General features: G+C 36.9%; 18 protein-coding genes. 10 read left to right on the forward strand and 8 right to left on the reverse strand.

Annotated features, from left to right (window positions below):
- Positions 1 to 89: 89 nt before the first annotated feature.
- The 6 genes from gyrA to dnaA form a co-directional block, all read right to left on the reverse strand.
- Positions 90 to 2,561, reverse strand: a complete 2,472-nt coding sequence (gene gyrA, locus C7K43_RS10485; RefSeq protein WP_371859805.1) for a DNA gyrase subunit A — start codon at positions 2,559 to 2,561, stop codon at positions 90 to 92.
- 17 nt (positions 2,562 to 2,578) lie between these two features.
- The gene (gyrB, locus tag C7K43_RS10490) at positions 2,579 to 4,528 is read right to left on the reverse strand and encodes a DNA topoisomerase (ATP-hydrolyzing) subunit B (protein WP_124006805.1); all 1,950 of its coding nucleotides are present in this window, start codon (positions 4,526 to 4,528) and stop codon (positions 2,579 to 2,581) included.
- On the reverse strand, positions 4,529 to 5,650 hold the full coding sequence (gene recF / locus C7K43_RS10495; protein WP_124006806.1) for a DNA replication/repair protein RecF: 1,122 nt from the start codon (positions 5,648 to 5,650) through the stop codon (positions 4,529 to 4,531).
- Complete coding sequence (yaaA, locus tag C7K43_RS10500) at positions 5,637 to 5,876, reverse strand: S4 domain-containing protein YaaA (protein ID WP_124006807.1); 240 nt, start codon at positions 5,874 to 5,876, stop codon at positions 5,637 to 5,639. Before yaaA ends, recF begins: the two co-directional genes overlap by 14 nt.
- A gap of 195 nt (positions 5,877 to 6,071) precedes the next feature.
- Entirely contained in the window at positions 6,072 to 7,202 is a 1,131-nt protein-coding gene (gene dnaN / locus C7K43_RS10505) for a DNA polymerase III subunit beta (protein WP_124006808.1), read from the reverse strand.
- A 157-nt stretch (positions 7,203 to 7,359) separates the two neighbouring features.
- Complete coding sequence (gene dnaA / locus C7K43_RS10510; protein ID WP_124006809.1) at positions 7,360 to 8,694, reverse strand: chromosomal replication initiator protein DnaA; 1,335 nt, start codon at positions 8,692 to 8,694, stop codon at positions 7,360 to 7,362.
- A 537-nt stretch (positions 8,695 to 9,231) separates the two neighbouring features.
- On the opposite strand from dnaA, the gene rpmH reads away from it, so the two are divergent.
- From rpmH to jag, 4 genes are all read left to right on the forward strand, one after another.
- The gene (gene rpmH / locus C7K43_RS10515; protein ID WP_014125892.1) at positions 9,232 to 9,366 is read left to right on the forward strand and encodes a 50S ribosomal protein L34; all 135 of its coding nucleotides are present in this window, start codon (positions 9,232 to 9,234) and stop codon (positions 9,364 to 9,366) included.
- Between the two features lie 120 nt (positions 9,367 to 9,486).
- The gene (gene rnpA, locus C7K43_RS10520; protein ID WP_124006810.1) at positions 9,487 to 9,822 is read left to right on the forward strand and encodes a ribonuclease P protein component; all 336 of its coding nucleotides are present in this window, start codon (positions 9,487 to 9,489) and stop codon (positions 9,820 to 9,822) included.
- Between the two features lie 19 nt (positions 9,823 to 9,841).
- Positions 9,842 to 10,684, forward strand: a complete 843-nt coding sequence (locus tag C7K43_RS10525; protein ID WP_124006811.1) for a YidC/Oxa1 family membrane protein insertase — start codon at positions 9,842 to 9,844, stop codon at positions 10,682 to 10,684.
- A 20-nt stretch (positions 10,685 to 10,704) separates the two neighbouring features.
- Entirely contained in the window at positions 10,705 to 11,505 is an 801-nt protein-coding gene (gene jag / locus C7K43_RS10530; RefSeq protein WP_124006812.1) for an RNA-binding cell elongation regulator Jag/EloR, read from the forward strand.
- Between the two features lie 166 nt (positions 11,506 to 11,671).
- On the opposite strand, the gene C7K43_RS10535 is transcribed toward jag, so the two are convergent.
- Positions 11,672 to 11,983, reverse strand: coding sequence for a heavy metal-binding domain-containing protein (locus tag C7K43_RS10535; protein ID WP_124006813.1), 312 nt, complete (start codon positions 11,981 to 11,983; stop codon positions 11,672 to 11,674).
- 243 nt (positions 11,984 to 12,226) lie between these two features.
- Here C7K43_RS10535 and mnmE point away from each other — a divergent pair, with 243 nt between their 5' ends.
- Together mnmE and mnmG are read left to right on the forward strand one after the other, a co-directional pair.
- Positions 12,227 to 13,621 carry a tRNA uridine-5-carboxymethylaminomethyl(34) synthesis GTPase MnmE gene (mnmE, locus tag C7K43_RS10540; protein WP_124006814.1) on the forward strand — a complete coding sequence of 465 codons (1,395 nt, stop codon included), beginning with the start codon at positions 12,227 to 12,229 and terminating at the stop codon, positions 13,619 to 13,621.
- A 12-nt stretch (positions 13,622 to 13,633) separates the two neighbouring features.
- Positions 13,634 to 15,535: a tRNA uridine-5-carboxymethylaminomethyl(34) synthesis enzyme MnmG gene (gene mnmG / locus C7K43_RS10545; RefSeq protein WP_124006815.1), complete on the forward strand. Its 1,902-nt coding sequence runs from the start codon at positions 13,634 to 13,636 to the stop codon at positions 15,533 to 15,535.
- Between the two features lie 90 nt (positions 15,536 to 15,625).
- On the opposite strand, the gene C7K43_RS10550 is transcribed toward mnmG, so the two are convergent.
- Positions 15,626 to 16,522, reverse strand: coding sequence for a LysR family transcriptional regulator (locus C7K43_RS10550; protein WP_124006816.1), 897 nt, complete (start codon positions 16,520 to 16,522; stop codon positions 15,626 to 15,628).
- Positions 16,523 to 16,726: 204 nt separating this feature from the next.
- Here C7K43_RS10550 and C7K43_RS10555 point away from each other — a divergent pair, with 204 nt between their 5' ends.
- The 4 genes from C7K43_RS10555 (at position 16,727) to C7K43_RS10570 (ending at position 21,460) form a co-directional block, all read left to right on the forward strand.
- Entirely contained in the window at positions 16,727 to 17,578 is an 852-nt protein-coding gene (locus C7K43_RS10555) for a sugar phosphate isomerase/epimerase family protein (protein ID WP_124006817.1), read from the forward strand.
- A 130-nt stretch (positions 17,579 to 17,708) separates the two neighbouring features.
- Positions 17,709 to 18,569, forward strand: a complete 861-nt coding sequence (locus C7K43_RS10560) for an SDR family NAD(P)-dependent oxidoreductase (RefSeq protein ID WP_124006818.1) — start codon at positions 17,709 to 17,711, stop codon at positions 18,567 to 18,569.
- Positions 18,570 to 19,064: 495 nt separating this feature from the next.
- Positions 19,065 to 20,336 (forward strand): MFS transporter, encoded by a 1,272-nt coding sequence (locus tag C7K43_RS10565; protein ID WP_307723674.1) that lies wholly within the window; start codon positions 19,065 to 19,067, stop codon positions 20,334 to 20,336.
- 80 nt (positions 20,337 to 20,416) lie between these two features.
- Positions 20,417 to 21,460, forward strand: coding sequence for a Gfo/Idh/MocA family protein (locus C7K43_RS10570; protein WP_124006819.1), 1,044 nt, complete (start codon positions 20,417 to 20,419; stop codon positions 21,458 to 21,460).
- Positions 21,461 to 21,701: the final 241 nt, after the last annotated feature.

Below are 21,701 nucleotides of genomic sequence, written 5' to 3' on the forward strand. Positions count from 1 at the left end.
TTAGTTGTACATAAGTAAGTACGCAAAAAATCAACAAAAGTTTTTTTATTTTTAAACTTTTGTTGATTTTTACTTATAAATTTAAACATCTATTCTTCTGTTGTAGGTTCTTCTTCTACTTTCTCCAGCTCTTCAGCGTCCACCGTTGCCATAGTGACAACTCTTGAGTCTTCTTCCATTTTCATCAAACGAACGCCTAGAGTAGCACGTCCTGTTTGCGAGATATCATCCACATGGAAGCGAATAATGACTCCTTTATCGGTAATTAACATGATATCTTCATTACCAGAAACAGTCGTTAAACCTGCTAGAGGCCCATTCTTTTCAGTGATATTAGCCGTTTTAATCCCTTTACCACCACGGCCTTTTACTGGGTATTGAACTCCTGCGGTACGTTTACCATAACCTTTTTCGGTAATGACTAAGACTTCGTCATCTTCTCTGATAACCGAAGCGCCAATTACATAATCTTCTGGCCGTAGTCGGATTCCCCGTACACCGCTGGCTGTTCGTCCCATGTCGCGGACCGCTTCTTCTTTAAAAGTAACAGAATACCCATTATGGGTACCTATAATCATCACGTCATCGCCATAAGTACTTAAAACATTGACTAATTCATCTTGTTCTTTTAATCCGATAGCAATCAAACCATTGCTACGAATATTCTTAAAGGCCTCTACCGACGTGCGTTTTACTACACCAAATTTAGTAGTGAAGAAAAGATATTTTCGTTCTTTGGTTTCATTGGATAAAGCTATAACTGTTTGGATTCGTTCATTTGAATCGATTCCTAAGAAATTAATAACAGGAATACCTTTAGCCGTACGCCCATATTCTGGTACTTCGTAACCTTTTGCCTTATAAACTTTCCCAGCATTAGTGAAAAACAACAGATTATCATGGGTAGAACAAGATACTAATGTTGTAACAAAATCCTGATCATGGATCCCCATACCTTGTACGCCTCGCCCGCCACGATTTTGCGTTCGAAACTCGCTGTTGGCCGCTCTTTTAATATAGCCATTATTGGTTAAGGTAACCACAATTTCTTCTTCTTCGATTAAGTCTTCGTCTTCTAAACTTAAAACTTCCCCAACCAGTAATTCTGTACGACGTTTATCACCAAAACGCTGTTCAATTTCATGTAATTCAGTTTGAATGATTTCAATCACTCGTTCTGGTCGAGCTAAAATGTCCGCTAGATCTTCAATTTGTTTTAACAAATCTTGATATTCACTTTCAATCTTATCTCTTTCTAAACCAGTTAAGCGGCGCAAACGCATATCTAAGATTGCTTGCGCTTGGCGATCAGACAATTTGAATTGTTCCATCATGGTTTCTTTTGCTTGTCCATCAGTTTCAGAACCACGAATAATGGCAATAATTTCATCAATGTGGTCTAAAGCAATCCTTAATCCTTCTAAAATATGAGCACGGGCTTCAGCTTTTTGTTTCTCAAAACTAGCCCGTCGTGTAATCACATTTTTTTGGTGCTCTAAATAATCTTCCAAGATTCGTTTTAAATTAAGAATCTTAGGTACGCCTTTTTCGATGGCTAGCATATTAAAACCAAAAGAAGATTGCAAAGCAGTCATTTTATATAAATTATTTAAAACAACCGAAGCACTTACGTCGCGTCTTATATCAACGACGATTCGCATGCCTTCACGAGAGGATTCATCACGTAAATCGGTAATTCCTTCAATTCGTTTGTCGCGGTGAAGTTCAGAAATTCGTTCAATTAATTTGGCTTTATTGACCATATAAGGAAGTTCTGTAACTAAGATCCGTTCCTTACCATTCGCCATCTCGGTAACTTCTACTTTCCCACGAACAGTAATCGAACCTTTACCTGTTTCATAAGCACGTCTAATTCCCGATTTTCCCATGACCAATCCGCCTGTCGGAAAATCTGGGCCAGGTAATACTTCCATCAATTCGTTGGTTGTTACCTCAGGGTTTTCAATTAAACGATCAATCGCTGCAACAACTTCACTTAGGTTATGTGGCGGAATATTGGTTGCCATACCAACGGCAATTCCGGTCGTTCCATTAACCAGTAAGTTAGGGAAACGGGCAGGTAATACCTCGGGTTCTTTCTCGGTATCATCGTAGTTACCAATAAAATCAACGGTATCTTTATTTAAATCACGTAACATTTCAACGGATAGACGGCTCATGCGTGCTTCGGTATAACGCATCGCTGCTGCCCCATCACCGTCGACAGAACCAAAGTTCCCATGGCCATCTACCAGCATATAACGATAACTAAAAGTTTGAGCCATTCTTACCATAGATTCATAAATCGCACTATCGCCGTGAGGATGATATTTACCCATTACGTCCCCGACGATACGAGCAGATTTTTTGTGTGGTTTATCTGGTGTTACGCCTAATTCGCTCATACCATATAAAATTCGCCGATGGACTGGCTTCAAGCCATCACGAACATCAGGCAAAGCTCTGGCTACAATGACGCTCATCGCATAGTCGATAAAGGATCCACGCATTTCACTTGATAAATTGATGTCATGAATATGATTTTCTTGATCTCTCAAAATTTTTCCTCCTTTGCGATTTAAATATCAAGATTTTGAACATAATGAGCATTTTCTTCAATAAAAGCCCGTCTAGGCTCTACATGATCGCCCATCAACATTTCAAAGACTTGGTCTGCTTCAATCGCATCTTCTATGCTTACACGCAACATTAAGCGATTTTCTGGATCCATTGTCGTTTGCCATAATTGATGCTCATCCATTTCTCCTAAACCTTTATAACGTTGTACAGAAGGTTTGGGACTTTGTGGAAGTGAAGCAATCACCTCTTGTAATTCTTCTTCTGCGTTGTTTCCTGGTTGCACATAAGTAATATTTTTACCTTGTTTAACCCCATACAATGGTGGCTGAGCAATATAAACGTAACCTGCTTCCACAACAGGCCGCATATAACGATAAAATAAAGTTAATAGGAGTGTCCGAATATGGGCGCCATCGACATCGGCATCGGTCATGATGACTAATTTATGATAACGGGCTTTAGCCACATCAAATTCTTCACCAAAACCAGTTCCCATCGCAGTAAATAGCGAGCGAATTTCATCATTAGCCAAAATTTTATCCATACTTGCTTTTTCGACATTCAATATTTTCCCACGTATAGGTAAAATTGCCTGGAATTCTCGGCTCCGTCCTTGCTTAGCGGAACCTCCAGCTGAATCCCCTTCGACAATAAATAATTCACTTTTCTCTGGATCGCGGCTCGAACAATCTGCTAATTTCCCCGGCAAATTGCTGATTTCAAGCGCTCCTTTGCGTCGAGTCACTTCACGTGCTCGTTTGGCAGCTTGTCTAGCTTTTGAAGCCAACATTCCTTTTTCTACAATGCGGCGTCCAACAGACGGGTTTTCCATCAAAAATTTAGCAAAGTGTTCGGAAAATAAACGGTCAGTAACAGTCCGTACTTCAGAGTTGCCTAATTTCGTTTTCGTTTGCCCTTCAAATTGGGGATCTGGGTGTTTAATCGACACTACTGCTGTTAAACCTTCACGAACGTCTTCTCCTGAAAGATTATCATCATTTTCTTTCATTAATTTTTGCTTATGTCCATAATCATTAATCACTCGAGTCAGCGCAGTTTTAAAACCAGCTTCATGAGTCCCGCCTTCATAGGTGTGAATATTATTAGCAAACGTCATCAGATTCGTATGGAAACTATCGGTATATTGAATCGATACTTCGACATTGATATCTTGTTGTTCTCCTTCTAAATAAATCGGTTCAGGAAACAAAACATCTTTATTGGCGTTTAAATGCTCAACATAACTTTTAATTCCGCCTTCATAATGATATTGTTTATCTACATTTTCTTCAGGTCGCTTATCTTGAATGGAAATATACAAACCGCGATTCAAAAAAGCTAGTTCGCGAATTCGAGTTGCAAGTTTGTCAAAATTAAATTCAATTGTTTCATCAAATATTTCTGGATCTGGTTCAAAATGGACTTCAGTGCCATGGAGTTCTGTTTCACCTATAACTTGTAAATCTCCTACAATTTTTCCACGATGAAATTCTTGATAGTAGATTTTACCATTTTTAAAGACTTTTACTTCTAATTTTTTTGATAAAGCATTAACGACTGAAGAACCTACACCATGTAGACCACCAGAAACCTTGTAGCCACCACCGCCAAATTTACCGCCCGCATGCAAAATCGTAAACACAGTTTCAACAGCAGGTCTGCCGGTTTTATTTTGGATATCTACCGGAATACCACGTCCGTTATCAGTGACTGTTATGCTATTATCTTTTTCGACCGCCACTTCAATTTCTGTAGCAAATCCAGCAAGCGCCTCGTCAATCGAATTGTCGACAATTTCCCAAACCAAATGATGGAGACCTTCCGAACTGGTAGAGCCAATGTACATACCCGGTCTTTTTCTTACAGCTTCTAGTCCTTCTAAGACTTGTATTTGGCTAGCGTCGTATAATTTTGCCTGTTCACGCAAATCCTTGTTTTCTTCTGCCACTTATACATCTTCTCCTTCTAGTTGTCCTTGTCTAATATAAAAAATTTCAGGTTCAACCGACATTTTATCTTTTACTTGTTTTAATGTGGTTGTTGTCAAAAATGTTTGAATTTTTCCTTCGATGGTTTCTAATAAATGTAATTGTCTAGAATCATCTAATTCACTCATCACATCATCCAATAACAATACTGGATACTCACCCGTTTCTTCTTTTATCAGGTCAATTTCCGCCAATTTTACGCTCAAAGCAGTAGTTCGTTGCTGACCTTGAGAACCAAATGTTTGGACATCTTTTTCATTGACTAAAAAGGACATATCATCACGGTGCGGTCCGGCTAACGTAACCTGACGCAACCGCTCTTTGCCTTTTACTTGTTCTATTTCTTGTGCATACGTTTCTTTAACTGTTTGTTCATCAGCCCAATGATCGCCGGGGATACTTGAACGATAGATAATGGTTAAGTGTTCCTTTGATTGGCTAATTTTTTGATGTAATTGATTCGCCCAATATTCCAGTTGCTTGACGAATTGTTGGCGAGCAAAAAGTACTTTACTCCCATGATCAATCAATTGCTCCGATAAAATATCTAAATATAATTCGTCCGTTTGCTTATGCTCAGCAAGTTGTTTGAGATACTGATTTCGTTGCTTCAAAATTTTTTGATACTGAGCTGATTCATAGAGATAAACCGGGTCAATTTGACCGATTTCCATATCTAAAAATTTTCTTCTTCCCTGTGGGCTGCCTTTGACTAAGGAAAGGTCTTCTGGTGCAAATAAAATCACATTTAGTTGACCAATATAACTAGAAAGTTTCTTTTGTTCCATATGATTAACTTTGGTTTTTCGACCTTTTTTAGTCAAAAACAATTCAAGTGGAACTTTCGTATACTCTTTTTGTACGTTTCCTTTAATAAAGGCTTGTTCTTTTTCCCACTGAATAAGCTCTTGTTCATTATTAGTTCGGTGACTACGTGTTAAAGCTAAAGCATAAATACTTTCAAGTAGATTGGTTTTTCCTTGCGCGTTTTCACCCATAAAAATAACAACGTTTTTATGAAAATCTAGCGATAATTCATCATAATTGCGAAAATTTTTGATATGTAGATTATTCAGACGCATCTTCTTTGCCCTTTTCTGCCATAAAAAAAGTACCCATTTCAGGTATTTCAATCATTGTCCCTGCATAAAGTTTTCGTCCTCTGCGGTTTTCAATTTCACCATTTACAAACACAGTATTTTCTTGTAAATACCATTTTGCTTGTCCACCGCTTGAAATGACGTCGAGTTCTTTTAACAATTGAGCAAGCGTCATATATTCTGTTTTCAAAAAGATGGTTTCTTTCATTTTATCCCTCGATTTTCTTTTCGGCATGTACTTCTTATTATACCCTTTTTTTTCAAATAAAACAAATAAATCCCTCTATTTTTCGTTCTCAGAAGTTTTAATATATTTAGGCAATTTTTAACCAAAATAAAAAGAAGAGCTCAGAGTTAAATCTAAGCCCTTCATAATTAATATTGTGTTTTTATTGAATTTTATTTAATTGGTACGAACAGGTGTAATTAGTTGTAGAAAATCGCCTTGTCCTTCTGTCGGTTCTAAAGTAAACGGCCGAACAGCTGAAATAAAGGAAATTCGTATCGTTGTGTCTCCAAAAGCACGCAATGCATCTTTCATATAGTCAGGGTTAAAAGAAATTTCCAATGGATCCCCTGAAACTTTTTCGTATTTTAAATCTTCTTCTACCTTACCCACTTCAGGTGAGTTTCCATGTAAAACGACGCTATCTTCACTAATATTTAAACGAACAATATTGTTGCGACTTTCGTGAGACAGTAAAGAAGCCCGTTCAATAGCTGCTAGCAGAGCCGGAACAGCAAATTCAATTTCGGTATTAAAAAAACTAGGAATCAAGCGGTCTGTGTCTGGATACTTGCCTTCAAGTAGACGAGAATAAAATTTCATATTTTTGGTTTCAAATAGCACTTGGTTTTCCATGATGCTAATTTGTACTGTATCTTCTTCATCAGTCAAAGAACGTGATAACTCGGTCAAGCTTTTTCCGGGAATAACAATATCAAATTGGTCATTATCACTTTCCAATGGAATAATCCGTTGACTAAGTCGATGTGAATCCGTTGCTACCGCCAATAAACGTTGGTTTTTCAACATAAAATGAACGCCCGTTAAAATAGGACGACTTTCATGTTGTGAGACAGAAAAGACCGTCTCATTAATCAATTTATTTAACATATCAACAGGTAATTGAATTTCTTTTTGACGATCTACCGTTGGTAAATGTGGATAACTTTCCGGATCTAAACCATTCACTAAAAAGTTGGCTTTACCCGACGTGATTTCTACTTGGTTATTTTCAAGAACTTCTAAAGTCACATGATCTTCGGGTAAACGACGAATAATTTCACTGAAAAAACGGGCTTGCAAAACAATACTTCCGCTACTTTCAACGGACATTTGTGCTTTTTCATCTTCAGAACTTAAAAAAGATTCAATTGAAATATCAGCATTACTTCCGGTTAAAGTTAATCCATTTTTAGTTAAATCAATTTTAACCCCCGTTAAAATGGGCATAGTTGTTTTTGACGAAATGGCACGTTGTACCGTTTGTAATTGTTGGGTAAAGCTTGTTCGATTTAATGTTACTTTCATGATCGACACTCCTTTATATATTAAATTAATAAAAAAATCGTGGTAGTAGTAGAGCAGTGTATATTGTGGATAACTTCAGGAAATAGTAATTGTACTAAGTTTTATACCTGTGGAAAAGCTGTGTATATCTTTTTATTTTTATCCACATTTATTCACATCATTCCATTAAATGATTTTTTATTTCTGTGACTTCATTTTGGATCGTTTGATCTTCTTTGATTAGCTGATGGATTTTTTCGTAAGCATGAATAACTGTAGTATGATCTTTTCCACCAAACTCTGCGCCAACTTTAGGTAATGAATAGTCAGTCAATTCCCGACATAAATACATCGCAATTTGGCGTGGAACCACGATCCCCTTGGTTCTTTTTTTCCCTTTAAGATCACTAACGTGTAAGTGGTAGTAATCGGAAACTTCTTCTTGAATTTGTTCAACGGTAAGCTGACTTAAATTTGTCCCAACCTTAAGTGCTTTTAAAGCTTCAGCAGCCAGGCTGGTAGTAATATCGGAACTTTGGATGGCAGCATAGGCTTGAACTCGTACCAAAGCACCTTCTAGCTCGCGAATATTGGAATCAATTTGTCCAGCAATATAACTTAAGGTGTCATCCGGAATTTCTAAATTTTCTGCTTCAGCTTTTTTTCGTAAAATTGCTGTACGGGTTTCTAGATCCGGTGGCGTGATATCAACCGATAGTCCCCAGGCAAAGCGGGAAACAAGACGTTGGGGTAATGTCGGAATTTCATTAGGTAAACGATCGCTAGTCAAAACAATTTGTTTATTATTTCGGTAGAGTTCTTCAAATGTATTAAAGAACTCTTCTTGTGTTCCTTCTTTATTGACTAAAAATTGGATATCATCAACAAGTAATAAGTCTACTGTGCGGTATTCATTACGAAATTCCTCCATTTTATTTTTTTGGATGGAATTAATAAAGTCGTTCGTAAAATTCTCACTTGAGACATATTTGATCTTAGCATTAGGATGAGTGACTAACATTTGGTGTCCGATTGCTTGTGTCAAGTGAGTTTTTCCTAGACCTACGCCGCCATAAAAAAAGAGCGGGTTATAAATGGAGCCCGGATCTTCTGCCACCACTAAAGCTGCAGCGTGGGCCATTTGATTTCCTTTCCCGATCACGAATGTATCAAAAGTATACTTTGAATTAAGCATGGTTCTATGCTCTGGCGTTTTTGTTGTGCTTTCTTCTTTTTTAGTCTCCGTTTGTTTGTAGCTTTCTGCTTCGTCCGGGGTTACGAAAGTAGGAAGAATTTCTTCTCCGCTCATCATAAAGAAAGTTTCAAGAATTTTTCCTGCCAAATTCTTTTCCCAATAATTTTTTTGAACGGTCGTCGGAACTTCGATGATCAATTGATTATCGTAAAATGAAATAGGCTTTGCAGGTTCAATCCAGGTGTTATAGCTAACTGGATTCATCTCTTTTCTATAACTTTCTTGAAGTTCTTTCCATATCGTTTCTAGAGATGGCATAGCAAATCCTCCTGTAAATAAATTAATAGAGATAGTCTTAATTTATCATGGATTTTAAAAGTTTTCCACAGATAGGAATAAAAAAGCAGGAGAAAATTTCTTTTTCCACAGAATACACAACAAATAAAAAATAAAAATCCTCAAAGTGTAAAAGCGATTGTCCACAACCAGGTTATTTGTGTGGATAAGATTGTTTTTAAAAGTTTTTCCACAAATATATAGTAATAGAAAGGTTGTTGTATATAAGGATTGAAGGACATATCCACAGAGAAGTTCGCAGCTGTGCATAACTTTTTTCACACCTGTTTAGTTGTGTATAAATCGGGGAATAAAGTGGGAAAACCTATCCTGTGGAAAAGTCCTCCTATAATTTTTTCGCAAGCTTTTAAACAAAATTGTGTGGATAACTCTCACAAAAATTGAGGAGACTGATAGGAAAGATTTCCATTTTTTATTGACAAAATAGGGGGACAGTCGGTATACTATCAAAGTATGTCATATTGACTTAGATAAGAATTCTCGCTGGAGGTGGAGTAAGTGAAAAGAACATATCAACCTAATAAACGTAAACATCAAAAAGTTCACGGTTTCCGTAAACGTATGAGTACAAAAAATGGACGTCACGTCATTGCTAGCCGTCGTCGCAAAGGTAGAAAAGTACTTTCTGCTTAAACCACTGGAGTTCAGTGGTTTTTTTTTACTCTTTTTTCATACAAAGGATGATTCATCTTTGTAAGTTATGGTATTATTTAGAAGTGAGTAGCTAGAATAGAAGGAATTGATGAAAAGGACATGAGAAAATCTTATCGTGTAAAAAAAGAAAAAGAATTTCAATATGTTTTTAAAAATGGTAAATCCTATGCGAATAAAAAATTTGTTGTGTATCTATTACCTAGAGATCAAGCTCATTTTCGCGTAGGAATTTCTGTGGGTAAAAAAATAGGGAATGCTGTAGCACGCAACGCGGTTAAGCGCAAAATTCGTGCTAGTATTTATGAAATGAAAGAGATGATTGATCCTTCGCTTGATTTTCTTGTTATTGCCCGGCCGTCCGTTTCAGATTTAACTTCCAAGGAAGTGTACTCGAATTTATTGCATGTCTTCAAATTATCGAAGATTATTAAATAAACGAAAGGAAAAATGTTCAGTGAAAAAAAGAAAACGTCTGCTGCTGATGTTAGGGCTTGTTTCATTGGTAATACTATTATCTGCATGCGCCACAACCAGTGAAGTGACATCTGGAAGTACTGGTTTTTGGGATCGTTATGTAGTTTATTCTTTTGCCCAAGTAATTAAATGGCTATCGCTTGGTGGAAATCGCGGAGTAGGGATTATTTTATTTACGTTAATTATCCGCGTTATTTTATTCCCGTTGATGAATTTCCAAACAAAAAGTATGCGGAAAACCCAAGATCTACAGCCTAAAATCACAGCATTACAAGAAAAATATTCTTCAAAAGATACAGAAACACAACAGAAATTAAAAGAAGAGCAACAAAAATTATATCAAGAACATGGCGTGAACCCTTACGCCGGTTGTTTGCCACTTTTAGTGCAAATGCCAATTCTTATGGCAGTCTATCAAGCAATTTCTCGTGTGCCAGAATTAAGGGCAGGAAGCTTTTTATGGGTGCACGTATTAGGTGAGCCCGATCCATATTATATTTTGCCTGTTCTTGCGGGAATCTTTACGTTTTTAAGTACGTATCTTTCAAGTATGAGTCAAGTAAATTCAAACTCCAGTGTCAAAATTATGAACTATGTAATGCCGGTTATGATTTTAGTTATGGCAATTAATCTACCCGGTGCTTTGTCTTTATATTGGGTAATTTCAAATGCATTCCAAGTTGGACAAACTTTGTTAATCAACAATCCGTTTAAAATCCGCCGTGAGCGTCAAGAGGCTGAACGTCAAGCAAGACAGCGTGAACGTGAATTGGAAAAAGCTAAAAACCCTAATAAAAAACAAAGACATAAAAAACGTAAATAGGCTAGAAAGGAGACTTATTTATGCCAATCTATGAAGGCCAAAGTGTTGAAGAAGCAATACAAAATGGATTAAAGGCTCTTGATGTGACCCAAGATGAAGTAAGGACTACCATTATTGAAGAAGGAAAAAAAGGTTTTTTAGGCGTAGGCAAAAAAAATGCCCGTATTTCTTTGGAACCTATGGTAAAAAAAGAGCCTGAAACAGAAACTGTGACAGATGAAGAACCAGCAGAAGCCAATAGCGGTAAAATAAGTGTAGAAACCGAAACAGTCGAAAAAGAAACGTTTGAGGAAGAAATAGCTGAAGAAGAATTCACCGAAGAACCATCGGAACAAACAGAAACTTTGGAAAATTTAGATGACCAAGAAGCATTAGCGCAGGTGGGCGTTTATCTGACCAATATTACAAAGGCCTTAAACGCACCAGCAACAGTCTCAACAACTTATGATGACCAACGGATTGTTTTTGACTTAGATACCTCCAAAAAAGGACTTTTAATAGGTCGTCATGGAAAAACCCTGAATGCTTTGCAGTATTTAGCACAAGTATATGTGCATCGGATTGCTAAAAATAAACTTTCTATTGTGGTGAATGTAGGAAATTATCGCCAAAAGCGCCAAGATATTTTACAAAAATTAGCTGAACGGACCGCAGAAAAAGTGGACCGTACGGGCAGACCAGTTTTTTTGGAGCCTATGCCAGCTTTTGAAAGAAAACAAATTCACTCTGCTTTAAGCCAAAAAAGGTATATCGCTACACATTCAGAAGGGGACGAGCCTTACCGTTATCTAGTGGTTGAACCAGCAAAAAAATATTATTAAGCCAGTCTTAAGGGCTTTTATTCTAGGTAAAAGAGTTGGGTTTTCCTTTAGCCGTTTGACTTCCCCTCTTTTTTTAAGTATAGTCTACGTAGATCATTCTTATCAGAGTTATTACTTTGATAAAAAAAGAACCTGTATTTTCGACAGGTTCTTTTTTTTGAGTTTTTTAGCCCCCGATAGTTGTTTGTGTAAATTGAACAACTGTTCCATAAGCAAAGATTTCAAAGTAAGGGCCATTTTCATCGTTGATTCGTTCGTGTTCAAAATGGCAATTGATGACTGCATTTGCTCCGTAAGTAAAAGCCTTTTCTTTTAACTGATAGGCGACTTCTATTAAAGCTTTGTTTGGATCAAAGTCATGATCAAAAATATCAACAACTAACCGTTCAGCAACAAAAATGATGTCTCTAACGATATAAGGCTTATTGACATTTCCAGTAGATAATAAAATTCGTTCAACTCGTTCTTCATGTTTCATGGCAATCCCTCTTTTCCCATTGTTAATTGTATTTTAGCTTTTTTCTAAGATAAGGGCAAAAGTTTCTGGTAAAAAAGTAAGAATACTTGATAACATAAGTAAAATATGCTAACCTGATTTCATAATTTTATAGACAAGCAGTCAAAGTGCGAAATCTATCCATCTTAAAAAGGTGGGTGGAGTGGGCACTTTTTTTTGTGCGATAAGAGATACAAAAAGGAATTTATAGTAGGAGGAACAAACGTGGTAGAAGTATTGCAAGAATTTGATACGATTGCGGCGATCTCTACCCCTCCCGGTGAAGGTGCTATCAGCATCGTTCGCTTAAGTGGGGAAGAAGCGATCCCGGCAGCAGATCGTGTATTTAAAGCGAAGAAACCCTTAGCTCAAGCAGATAGTCATACCATTCATTATGGTCATATTGTTGATCCTAAAAACGATGAGACACTTGATGAAGTGATGGTGTCAGTAATGCGTGCGCCTAAGACATTTACCCGAGAAGACATTATTGAGATCAATTGTCACGGAGGGATTATTGTCGTGAATCAGATCTTGCAACTGTTATTAAGATCGGGCGCCCGTTTAGCAGAACCTGGTGAATTTACCAAGCGCGCTTTTTTAAATGGTAGAATTGACTTATCCCAAGCAGAAGCAGTTATGGATTTAATTCGTGCCAAGACAGATAAGGCGATGAATGTTGCGCTAAACCAATTAGATGGCGACTTATCACGTTTGATTCGTTCATTAAGACAAGAGGTATTGGAAACATTGGCGCAAGTTGAAGTCAATATCGATTATCCTGAGTATGATGATGTAGAAGAAATGACCAGCAAATTATTGTTGGAAAAAGCCAAGCAAGTTAAACAACAGATTCAAAGTCTATTAATGACAGCACAACAAGGTAAGATTTTACGTGAAGGGCTAAATACTGCTATTATCGGACGTCCTAATGTGGGTAAATCTAGTTTGCTTAACCAATTATTAAAAGAAGAAAAAGCGATTGTCACTGAAGTTGCTGGCACTACACGTGACGTGGTCGAAGAATACGTCAATGTCCGCGGTGTACCACTCAAACTAATTGATACAGCAGGTATCCGCGATACTGAAGATAGGGTTGAAAAAATTGGGGTTGAAAGAAGCCGTAAAGCTATGTCAGAAGCAGATTTAGTTCTTTTGGTTTTAAACCAAAGTGAAGCTTTGACAAAAGAAGATAAGCAATTGCTTGAGCTTACAAGTGAAAGCAAACGGATTATTTTGCTCAATAAAACTGATCTGATACCACAGATAGACCTTGATGAGTTAAATGAGTTACTTAATAATGATCCTATGTTTGAAGTATCCGTTACGAATAACGAAGGATTAAATCAATTAGAACAAGCCATTTCCGATTTATTTTTCGGAGGGCAAACACAAGATAAAGATGCATCTTATCTTTCTAATGCGCGTCATATTGCGCTATTGGAAAATGCTTCTTCTGCATTAGATGAAGTTATTGCTGGTATTGAGGCCGGAATGCCCGTGGATCTTGTACAAATTGATATGACACGCTGTTGGGATGATTTAGGCGAAATTGTCGGCGATAGTGTACAAGATGAATTAATTACTCAGTTATTTAGTCAATTTTGTTTAGGAAAATAGGAGGAAAATCCAATGCAAGAATATCAAGCCGGTTCCTATGACGTGATTGTTGTCGGCGCAGGGCATGCTGGCGCAGAAGCTGCTCTTGCGGCTAGTCGTATGGGAAACCAAACGTTACTTTTAACAATCAATATGGAAATGGTGGCATTTATGCCATGTAACCCATCTATCGGTGGTCCAGCCAAAGGGGTTGTTGTTCGAGAAATCGATGCCTTAGGCGGCGAAATGGGCAAAAATATCGATAAAACTTACATTCAAATGCGGATGCTTAATACTGGAAAAGGACCAGCAGTAAGAGCTTTACGTGCGCAAGCAGACAAACATGCATACTCTGCAGAAATGAAACATACTATTGAAAAAACTGAAAATTTAACGCTACGTCAAGGAATTGTTGAACGCTTAATTGTAGAAGATAATATCTGTAAAGGAGTTGTGACAGCCACTGGAGCACGCTATGAAGCTCAAGCAGTAATTATCACAGCAGGTACTGCCTTACGCGGTGAAATCATTATCGGAGAATTGAAGTACTCTTCTGGACCTAATAATTCACAGCCTTCTATTAGTCTAGCTGATCATCTAGAAGAATTAGGATTAGAAATTGATCGCTTCAAGACCGGGACACCACCACGTATAAAAGCTGCTTCGATCGACTACGATAAAACAGAAATCCAACCCGGCGATGAAGCACCGAATCATTTTAGTTTTAGTACACCGGATAGTATTTATAAAAAAGATCAGATCCCTTGCTGGTTGACTTATACCAATCCTGGTACACATCAAATTATTCGTGATAATTTAGATCGTGCACCAATGTTTACCGGCATCGTTGATGGGGTAGGCGCTAGATATTGTCCATCAATTGAAGATAAAATCGTCCGATTTGCGGACAAAAAGCGTCATCAATTATTCTTAGAACCCGAAGGAGCCAGCACCGAAGAAATATACGTCCAAGGTCTTTCAACTTCTTTACCAGAAGGCGTTCAAGCTGATGTACTTCATTCAATTGAAGGTTTGGAAAAAGCGGAAATGATGCGGACAGGCTATGCCATCGAGTATGATGTTGTCCTGCCTTATCAATTGCGCCCTACTCTTGAAACGAAAGTAATTGATAATTTGTTTACTGCAGGGCAAACCAACGGAACAAGCGGCTATGAAGAGGCGGCTGGCCAAGGTTTGATCGCAGGCATCAACGCTAGCTTAAAGATACGAGACAAAGAACCCTTTATCATGAAACGAAGTGATGGCTATATAGGCGTTATGATTGATGATTTAGTAACAAAAGGGACCAATGAACCATACCGTTTGCTAACTTCACGTGCGGAATACCGTCTACTTTTGCGTCATGATAATGCCGACTTACGTTTGACTCAAAACGGCTATGACATCGGACTTGTTGAAGAAGACCAATACCAAGCCTATTTGAAGAAAAAAGCGGCTGTCGAACAAGAAATTCAACGACTAAAAACGATTCGTATTAAACCAACTGAAGTGCAAGCCTTTCTAGAAGAAAAAGGCGCTGCACCTTTGAAAGATGGCGTATTGGCCAACGAATTTTTACGACGGCCTGAGGTAACTTATCAAGACTTGCTAAGGTTTGTACCTGCTAATGATGAGTTAACTACTAAAGAAATTGAACAAGTTGAAATCCAGATTAAATACGAAGGGTACATCAAAAAGGCCATGAATAAAGTTGATAAACTAAAACGGATGGAAGCCAAACGTGTACCTGAAAATATTGATTATGAAGCTATTAACGGCTTAGCAACTGAAGCAAAACAAAAATTACAAAAGATTCATCCAGAAACCATTGCCCAAGCGAGCCGTATCAGCGGCGTGAATCCTTCTGATTTAAGTATTTTAATGGTGTATATCGAACAAGGAAAAATCGCTAAAACAGATTCTCAAACAGCGTAAGTTTTTGTTTAATAACAGACTTGCTAACGTCCAATTTTGATCGTTAGCAAGTCTATTTTTGTGTACGTAACGATAATTAAAAAAATACTTTTAGATATTAGGCAACTGACAATTTGTTTTTACGTATTGGATAAAGGAATTTACGGCAGGAGTATGATAGGCGTCGGTTAAGTATGCCATGTAATATAAACGTCTATAGCGGAGATTTTTGAGGTTGATGATTTTAACTTTTATTGTATCAAGGATTGATATCTTAGGCATAACGGCGATGCCAAATCCTTGTGAAACTAATCCAGCAATGGTTTCATCTTCTTCCACCTCATATTGAACATGAGGGCGCTTATCCAATGAATCAAATAATTGATCTAGTATTGGACGCATACCACTTCGTTTAGAGAACCAAATTTGAGGATAGTCAAGAGTAGCATTTAAGTCTACCGAAGTTTTTTTGGCTAAAGGGTGATCTTCTGGAACAATTAAAACTAGATCTTGCTCGGCAAATGGGTAGAAGGTAATATCATTTTGCTTATCAATTTTTGAGCAGAAAACTAAATCGTATTTTTTATCACGTAATCCATTTATTATGTCTCGGCTCATTCCTGAATCATTATGGAAATCAAAAATAATATTGTTTTCGGCGTTATTTTCTAAAAAATTTCGCGCTAAATTAGGAACAATTTGATGGCTCAAAGTTCTCAACAATGCGACATCGATGTAGCCAGCTCCCTTACCAACGGCTTGCATTTTACTTAAGCTGGTATCTAGCGTGACCAGAATATGACTAATATCTTCATAGAATTGCCTTCCGCTTTTTGTAAGTATTACGTTACGCCCCTCTTTTTCAAATAGTGACACACCAAGCTCTTGTTCAAGTGTGGCAATTGCATGACTAAGTGTAGGCTGTGTAATATGAAGTTGCTTGGCTGCTAATGTATAATGTTCAAACTGTGCTAAGACAGTAAAATAACGTAAATGTTGTAGGTTCATGAAACCCATTCCTTTCATGTTTGGTTAGCTGTGAAACCTATTTAAAAATTTTTTGTAAAATGATTTATGTGCATATTTTAACATGTTCTATTTAAATTTTCTATAGAACTTGTTGTGAGTATTCATTTGTTTTGTCATTTTAGGAAAGTTATAATCAAAAGAAAGTGAAAAAGTTAACAAAACTTAAATATAAGGAGTGTTCTTATGTCAAAACGATCCCCAATCACAGTTAGCTCATGGACTCTAGGCGACCAATGTAAGTTTGAAGATCGTGTCAAAACTGCAAAAGAAGCAGGATATGAAGGAATAGGATTACGGGCAGAAACATATGTAGATGCGTTAAATGAAGGTTTGTTTGACCAAGATATTTTAGAAATTCTAGCAAAATATGAAATGAAAGTAACTGAAGTAGAATATATTGTCCAATGGGCCGAAGAACACCGTTCTTATGAGCAAAAGTATAAAGAGCAAGTCTGCTTTCATATGTGTAATTTATTCGGCGTTTCTCATGTAAACATTGGTTTAATGGAGTCTTATTCGGTTGAATACACTGCTCAAAAACTTAAAGAGTTATGTCAGCGGGCGGGTAATTACATTATTGGAGTTGAACCAATGCCATATAGTGGTTTGCCGGATTTTGACCGTGCTTACCAAGTCGTGAAACAATCTGGTTGTGATAATGCTATGGTCATTCTTGATGTATGGCATTGGGTACGCGCCGATCAGCCATACCGTTCATTAACAAAAGAAGAGGCAGCAAAAGTTATTTCGATTCAGATTAGCGATGCTTATGAACGGCCTTATGCTGATGCAATTCTACGTGATGAATCAATGCACGATCGCTTAGCACCTGGAGTTGGCGCTAAAGATACTGCTGGTTTCGTGCGTATGGTCAAAGAATCTGGGATCAACCCTAAGGTCATTGGTGTAGAAGTAATCTCAGACGCCTATTTAGTAAAAGGGCTAGAATTTACAAACACATTTACTTTTGATAAAACAATCGAAATACTAAAAGAAGTTTGGCCTGAACAGTTGCCGGAAGAATTAAAAAAATAATCTATAAAATTTTGTGTTAATTTTCACAAAAATATTCATATTATACTTATTTTTTCCAGGTTTGTATAAAAGAAAAATAAATAATTTTTTCACAATATATACATTTTATATTTAATTAGGAGGATCTATAATGAGTGATACATGGTTAGAATTAAAAAACAAAGTGGTTGTAGTGACAGGCGCTGTAGGCGGTATGGGACGTGTAATTTGTCAAGAATTTGCCAAACAACAAGCCAAAGTTGTAATGCTGGACTTAGATGTTGAGGCAGTTGAAGCCTACGCTAAAGAAGTAGCAGATGAATATAAAGTTGAAACATTAGCTTTAGGTATTGATACGACAGATGAATCAGCGGTTGATAAAGCAGTTACGCAAGTTATAGAAAAATTTGGACGTGTTGATACTTTAGTAAATACTGCGGCTATGTTAAGAGGATGTCCGCTAGAAGATCTCCCATTAGAAGAATGGAGACAGACAGTTGATATTAATTTAACTGGTTATTTCTTAGTGTCACAGCGTTTCGGTCGCGTGATGATTGAACAAAAATCAGGAAATATGGTCCATGTGTCGACAATTGCTTCAATTTTTCCTGAAACTTATAGTGCAGCGTATAGTTCGACCAAAGCTGGAGTAAATATGTTATCACGACAAATTGCTGCTGAATGGGGACAATTCGGTGTCCGTAGTAATTGCGTTTTGCCATGTCTTGTTAAAACACCTCTATCTGCATCTTTTTACGCCGATCCGGAGGTAGAAAGCGGACGTAAGGCTCTTACGGCAAATAAACGTATTGGGAATACAATGGATATTGCAAACGCTGTTTTGTATTTATCAAGCGATCGCTCTGATTATACGAATGGTCATGAATTAAGAGTTGAAGGTGGCTTTGGCATTATGATGGGCGATCAAATTCCTAAACCGGGCGGCCGCCGTGAATTTGCTGAGAAGCAGCATAATGATTACTTAGCAAAAATCAATGAGAATAAACTGTAAACCAATAGCTAATAGATAAGTTCAACAGGGATACTAAGTTAAAACGCGGTATCTCTGTTGAAAGTGTAAATAAAAAAGAAAGAATACTGGTAGAAATTATTCGACGTATGGATTTATACGTATTCTTAAAAACCAGTTAAATATTTTAAAACTTCAACGATATATAATTGTACTTTTGATAAAACAAGCATAGATGTTGTACACGTTGCCTTATATGCAAATGAAAATTCTGTGATCCAAGGTTTAAATGTATTTCACGAAAATCTAACTGTAGCAGATACGGTATATAATCCAATAAACATAAAATTGCTCAAAGGTGAACTCAAAGCTAAAGCTGCTTTTAGGGAAATTGGCAGGTTGTTATATCAAAAGGGCTGTTGGTTTTAAGTTTATTACAGGCTTAAAAATACCGTTTGAAAGTATTAAACGCGATGTTTACAGTATGTAATCGTTGCTAATTGTTCAATTAAACTATTAAGGAAGGACGAATACAACATGGATATGTTTAAAAATAATAAGTATAATTATGGAGCATTTATGCTCTATATGACCATGTTTTTACATGGGATTCAAGCGATCATCCTGTCACAAAATGCTGATTATTTTGCTAGCCAATGGAATTCTGATGTTGCTGGTGTATTCAGTGTTATCGCATGGACTGGTATTGGTAAAATTGTTTTTATAACTTTCTCTGGTGTTTTATCAGATAAATTTGGACGCAAACCAGTTGCGATGTCGGGAGTTGTAGGCTATTTGATTTTATTTGGAGCGCTGTTGTTTACCCAAAATATAACTTTAGCTAAGTTGGTATCATTTATTGGAGGAGCGGCAACTTCATTGTATGATGGTTCAATCAATCCAGCTTTAATGGAAATTTATCCGGACAATAAAAGTACAGCGTCAATCTTCAATAAAGGGTTTATTTCAGTTTCAGGCGTTATATTTCCATTGATTGTAGGCTACTTAGCCGCCAATAATATGTCAGCAAGAACATCAATTTTAATTCCATTTATTTTAACTGCGTTGGTATTTATTGGATTCTTCTTCGCTAAGTTCCCAGATGGCGATATAAAAAAAGAACAAAATATTTCTGCGGCAGAAGCTATTAAGACTCTTGAAAGTAATCAAAGTGCTTCGGGTACAACAATTAATAAAAAAAAGCAGCCAAATTTTGCAATAGATGGAATAATTATTATTGCATTCTCGTTCTTTATTTATTCATCATTCTATCTATTTCAACAAGTCGTAAGCATTTATGCTATTAACATTGTTCAAATGAGTGAAGTGGCTTCTCGTAGTCTTGCTTCATATTACCAAATAGGTGCTTTTGCCGCCGTAATTCTAAGCGCGATGTTTATGGCACGGGGCATTCGGGATATGACTTTATTGGTAGTGTATCCGTTGATTGCTGGAATTACAGCTTTAACCATCTATTTAACGCCTAATGAAGTTACTTTAACAATTGGTTCAGCAATTATTGGGTTTACCGCTGCTGGCGGAGCTTTACAGATGGGTAATTCTTTATTAAATCAATTCTTTGATAAGAATAAAGGACGTAATACTAGCATGTACTTTTTTGCTATGAGCTTAGGTTCATATATTATGCCAACGCTTGCGTCAAGTATGGAAGCTTCTAATAATTTTACTTTGATTATGTTGCTAGATGCTGTCGTAGCATTTGTGGCATTTGCTATTATGGCTATTATCGCCATTCGTTACAAGCATATTTTTGGTGTATCCGGATTTAGTAATTCTAAGAAAAATTAATTTCCATGTACTAAAGTTTATAATGAACGAGCATGAATTAAATAATCGAAATTAAGTTTTATAGAAAGAAGGAATATGACATGTCAGATGCACAAGTAAAATTAGCAGTTATTGGCGCTGGAGCTATGGGACGTAACCATATTCGTTTTATTCAAGAAGAACCTGAAGCAAAATTAGTAGGTATTGCAGATGCGTACGAAGGCGCTAAAAAAGTGGCTGAAGAAGCAGGGGTTCCATTTTACCAAGACGCTGCACAGATGATGGATGAATTGCAACCAGAGGGTGTCTTAATTGTTACACCGAATAATCTTCATTTAACTACGGCTCGTGAGGCAATTAAACGGGGCATTCCAACATTGATTGAAAAGCCAATTTCTGATGATTTGGAAGATGCTAAAAAATTTGCTAAAGAAGCGATTGAAGCAAAAGTTCCGGTTTTAGTGGGACAGCATCGTCGCTATAATCCGTTTGTAAATCAGGCTAAACAAATGATTGATAATGGTGAGTTAGGTAAACTAACTGTTTCATCGTTTCATTATATGATTTACAAAAATGACGGTTATTTTGATGTTGATTGGCGTCGTCAGAAAGGCGCTGGTCCCATTCTAGTCAATTTAGTACATGATGTGGACTTACTGCGTTATTTGATTGGCGAAGTTGATTTGATTCAAGGAATGTCATCTTCATCTGCCCGCGGTTTTGAAACTGAAGATTCAGCAGTTGTGAATGTTTATTTTCAATCTGGAACGCTTGCATCCATGACAATTTCAGATGCGACAGTATCCCCTTGGAATTGGGAAGCGACTGCTCGTGAAGATCCTCAATATCGTCCTTTTGATGCGGATGCTTATTTCATTGGGGGTACGAAAGGCTCACTTTCACTTCCTCGGCTGCATAAATTTACCTACGACGGAGATGCTTCTTGGCATAAACCTTTACGTATGGATATTTCACCTGTAGATCCTCAATTACCTCATAAGATGCAGTTAAAGCACTTTGTTGAGGTTGTTTGTGACAAAGCAGAACCCATTGTTACACCTACAGATAATGTTAAAACATTGCAAACATTAACGGCAATTAAACAAGCGACTGAAACTGGCCAATTAATCAAACTTGAAAAATAAGATATTTGAAAGATGATGAATAACCAAATAAAAACAAGGGTGGAAAAAATGTTAAGTTTTCCACCCTTGTTTTAAACAAAAAACGGTTAGACATATTAGAGGGTTAGTATTTATTCGTTTTGTTTTTAAACGGTAAACCAATTGTTTACTTGAACCTTTTCACTAATATAAGACGATAGTTGAAATATAAAGGTTTTTCTTGGAAAAAATCCCTGTTTTCCTTGTATAATGAAAATAAGGA

It is taken from the genome of Tetragenococcus koreensis, from assembly GCF_003795145.1.
Taxonomy (GTDB): domain Bacteria; phylum Bacillota; class Bacilli; order Lactobacillales; family Enterococcaceae; genus Tetragenococcus; species Tetragenococcus koreensis.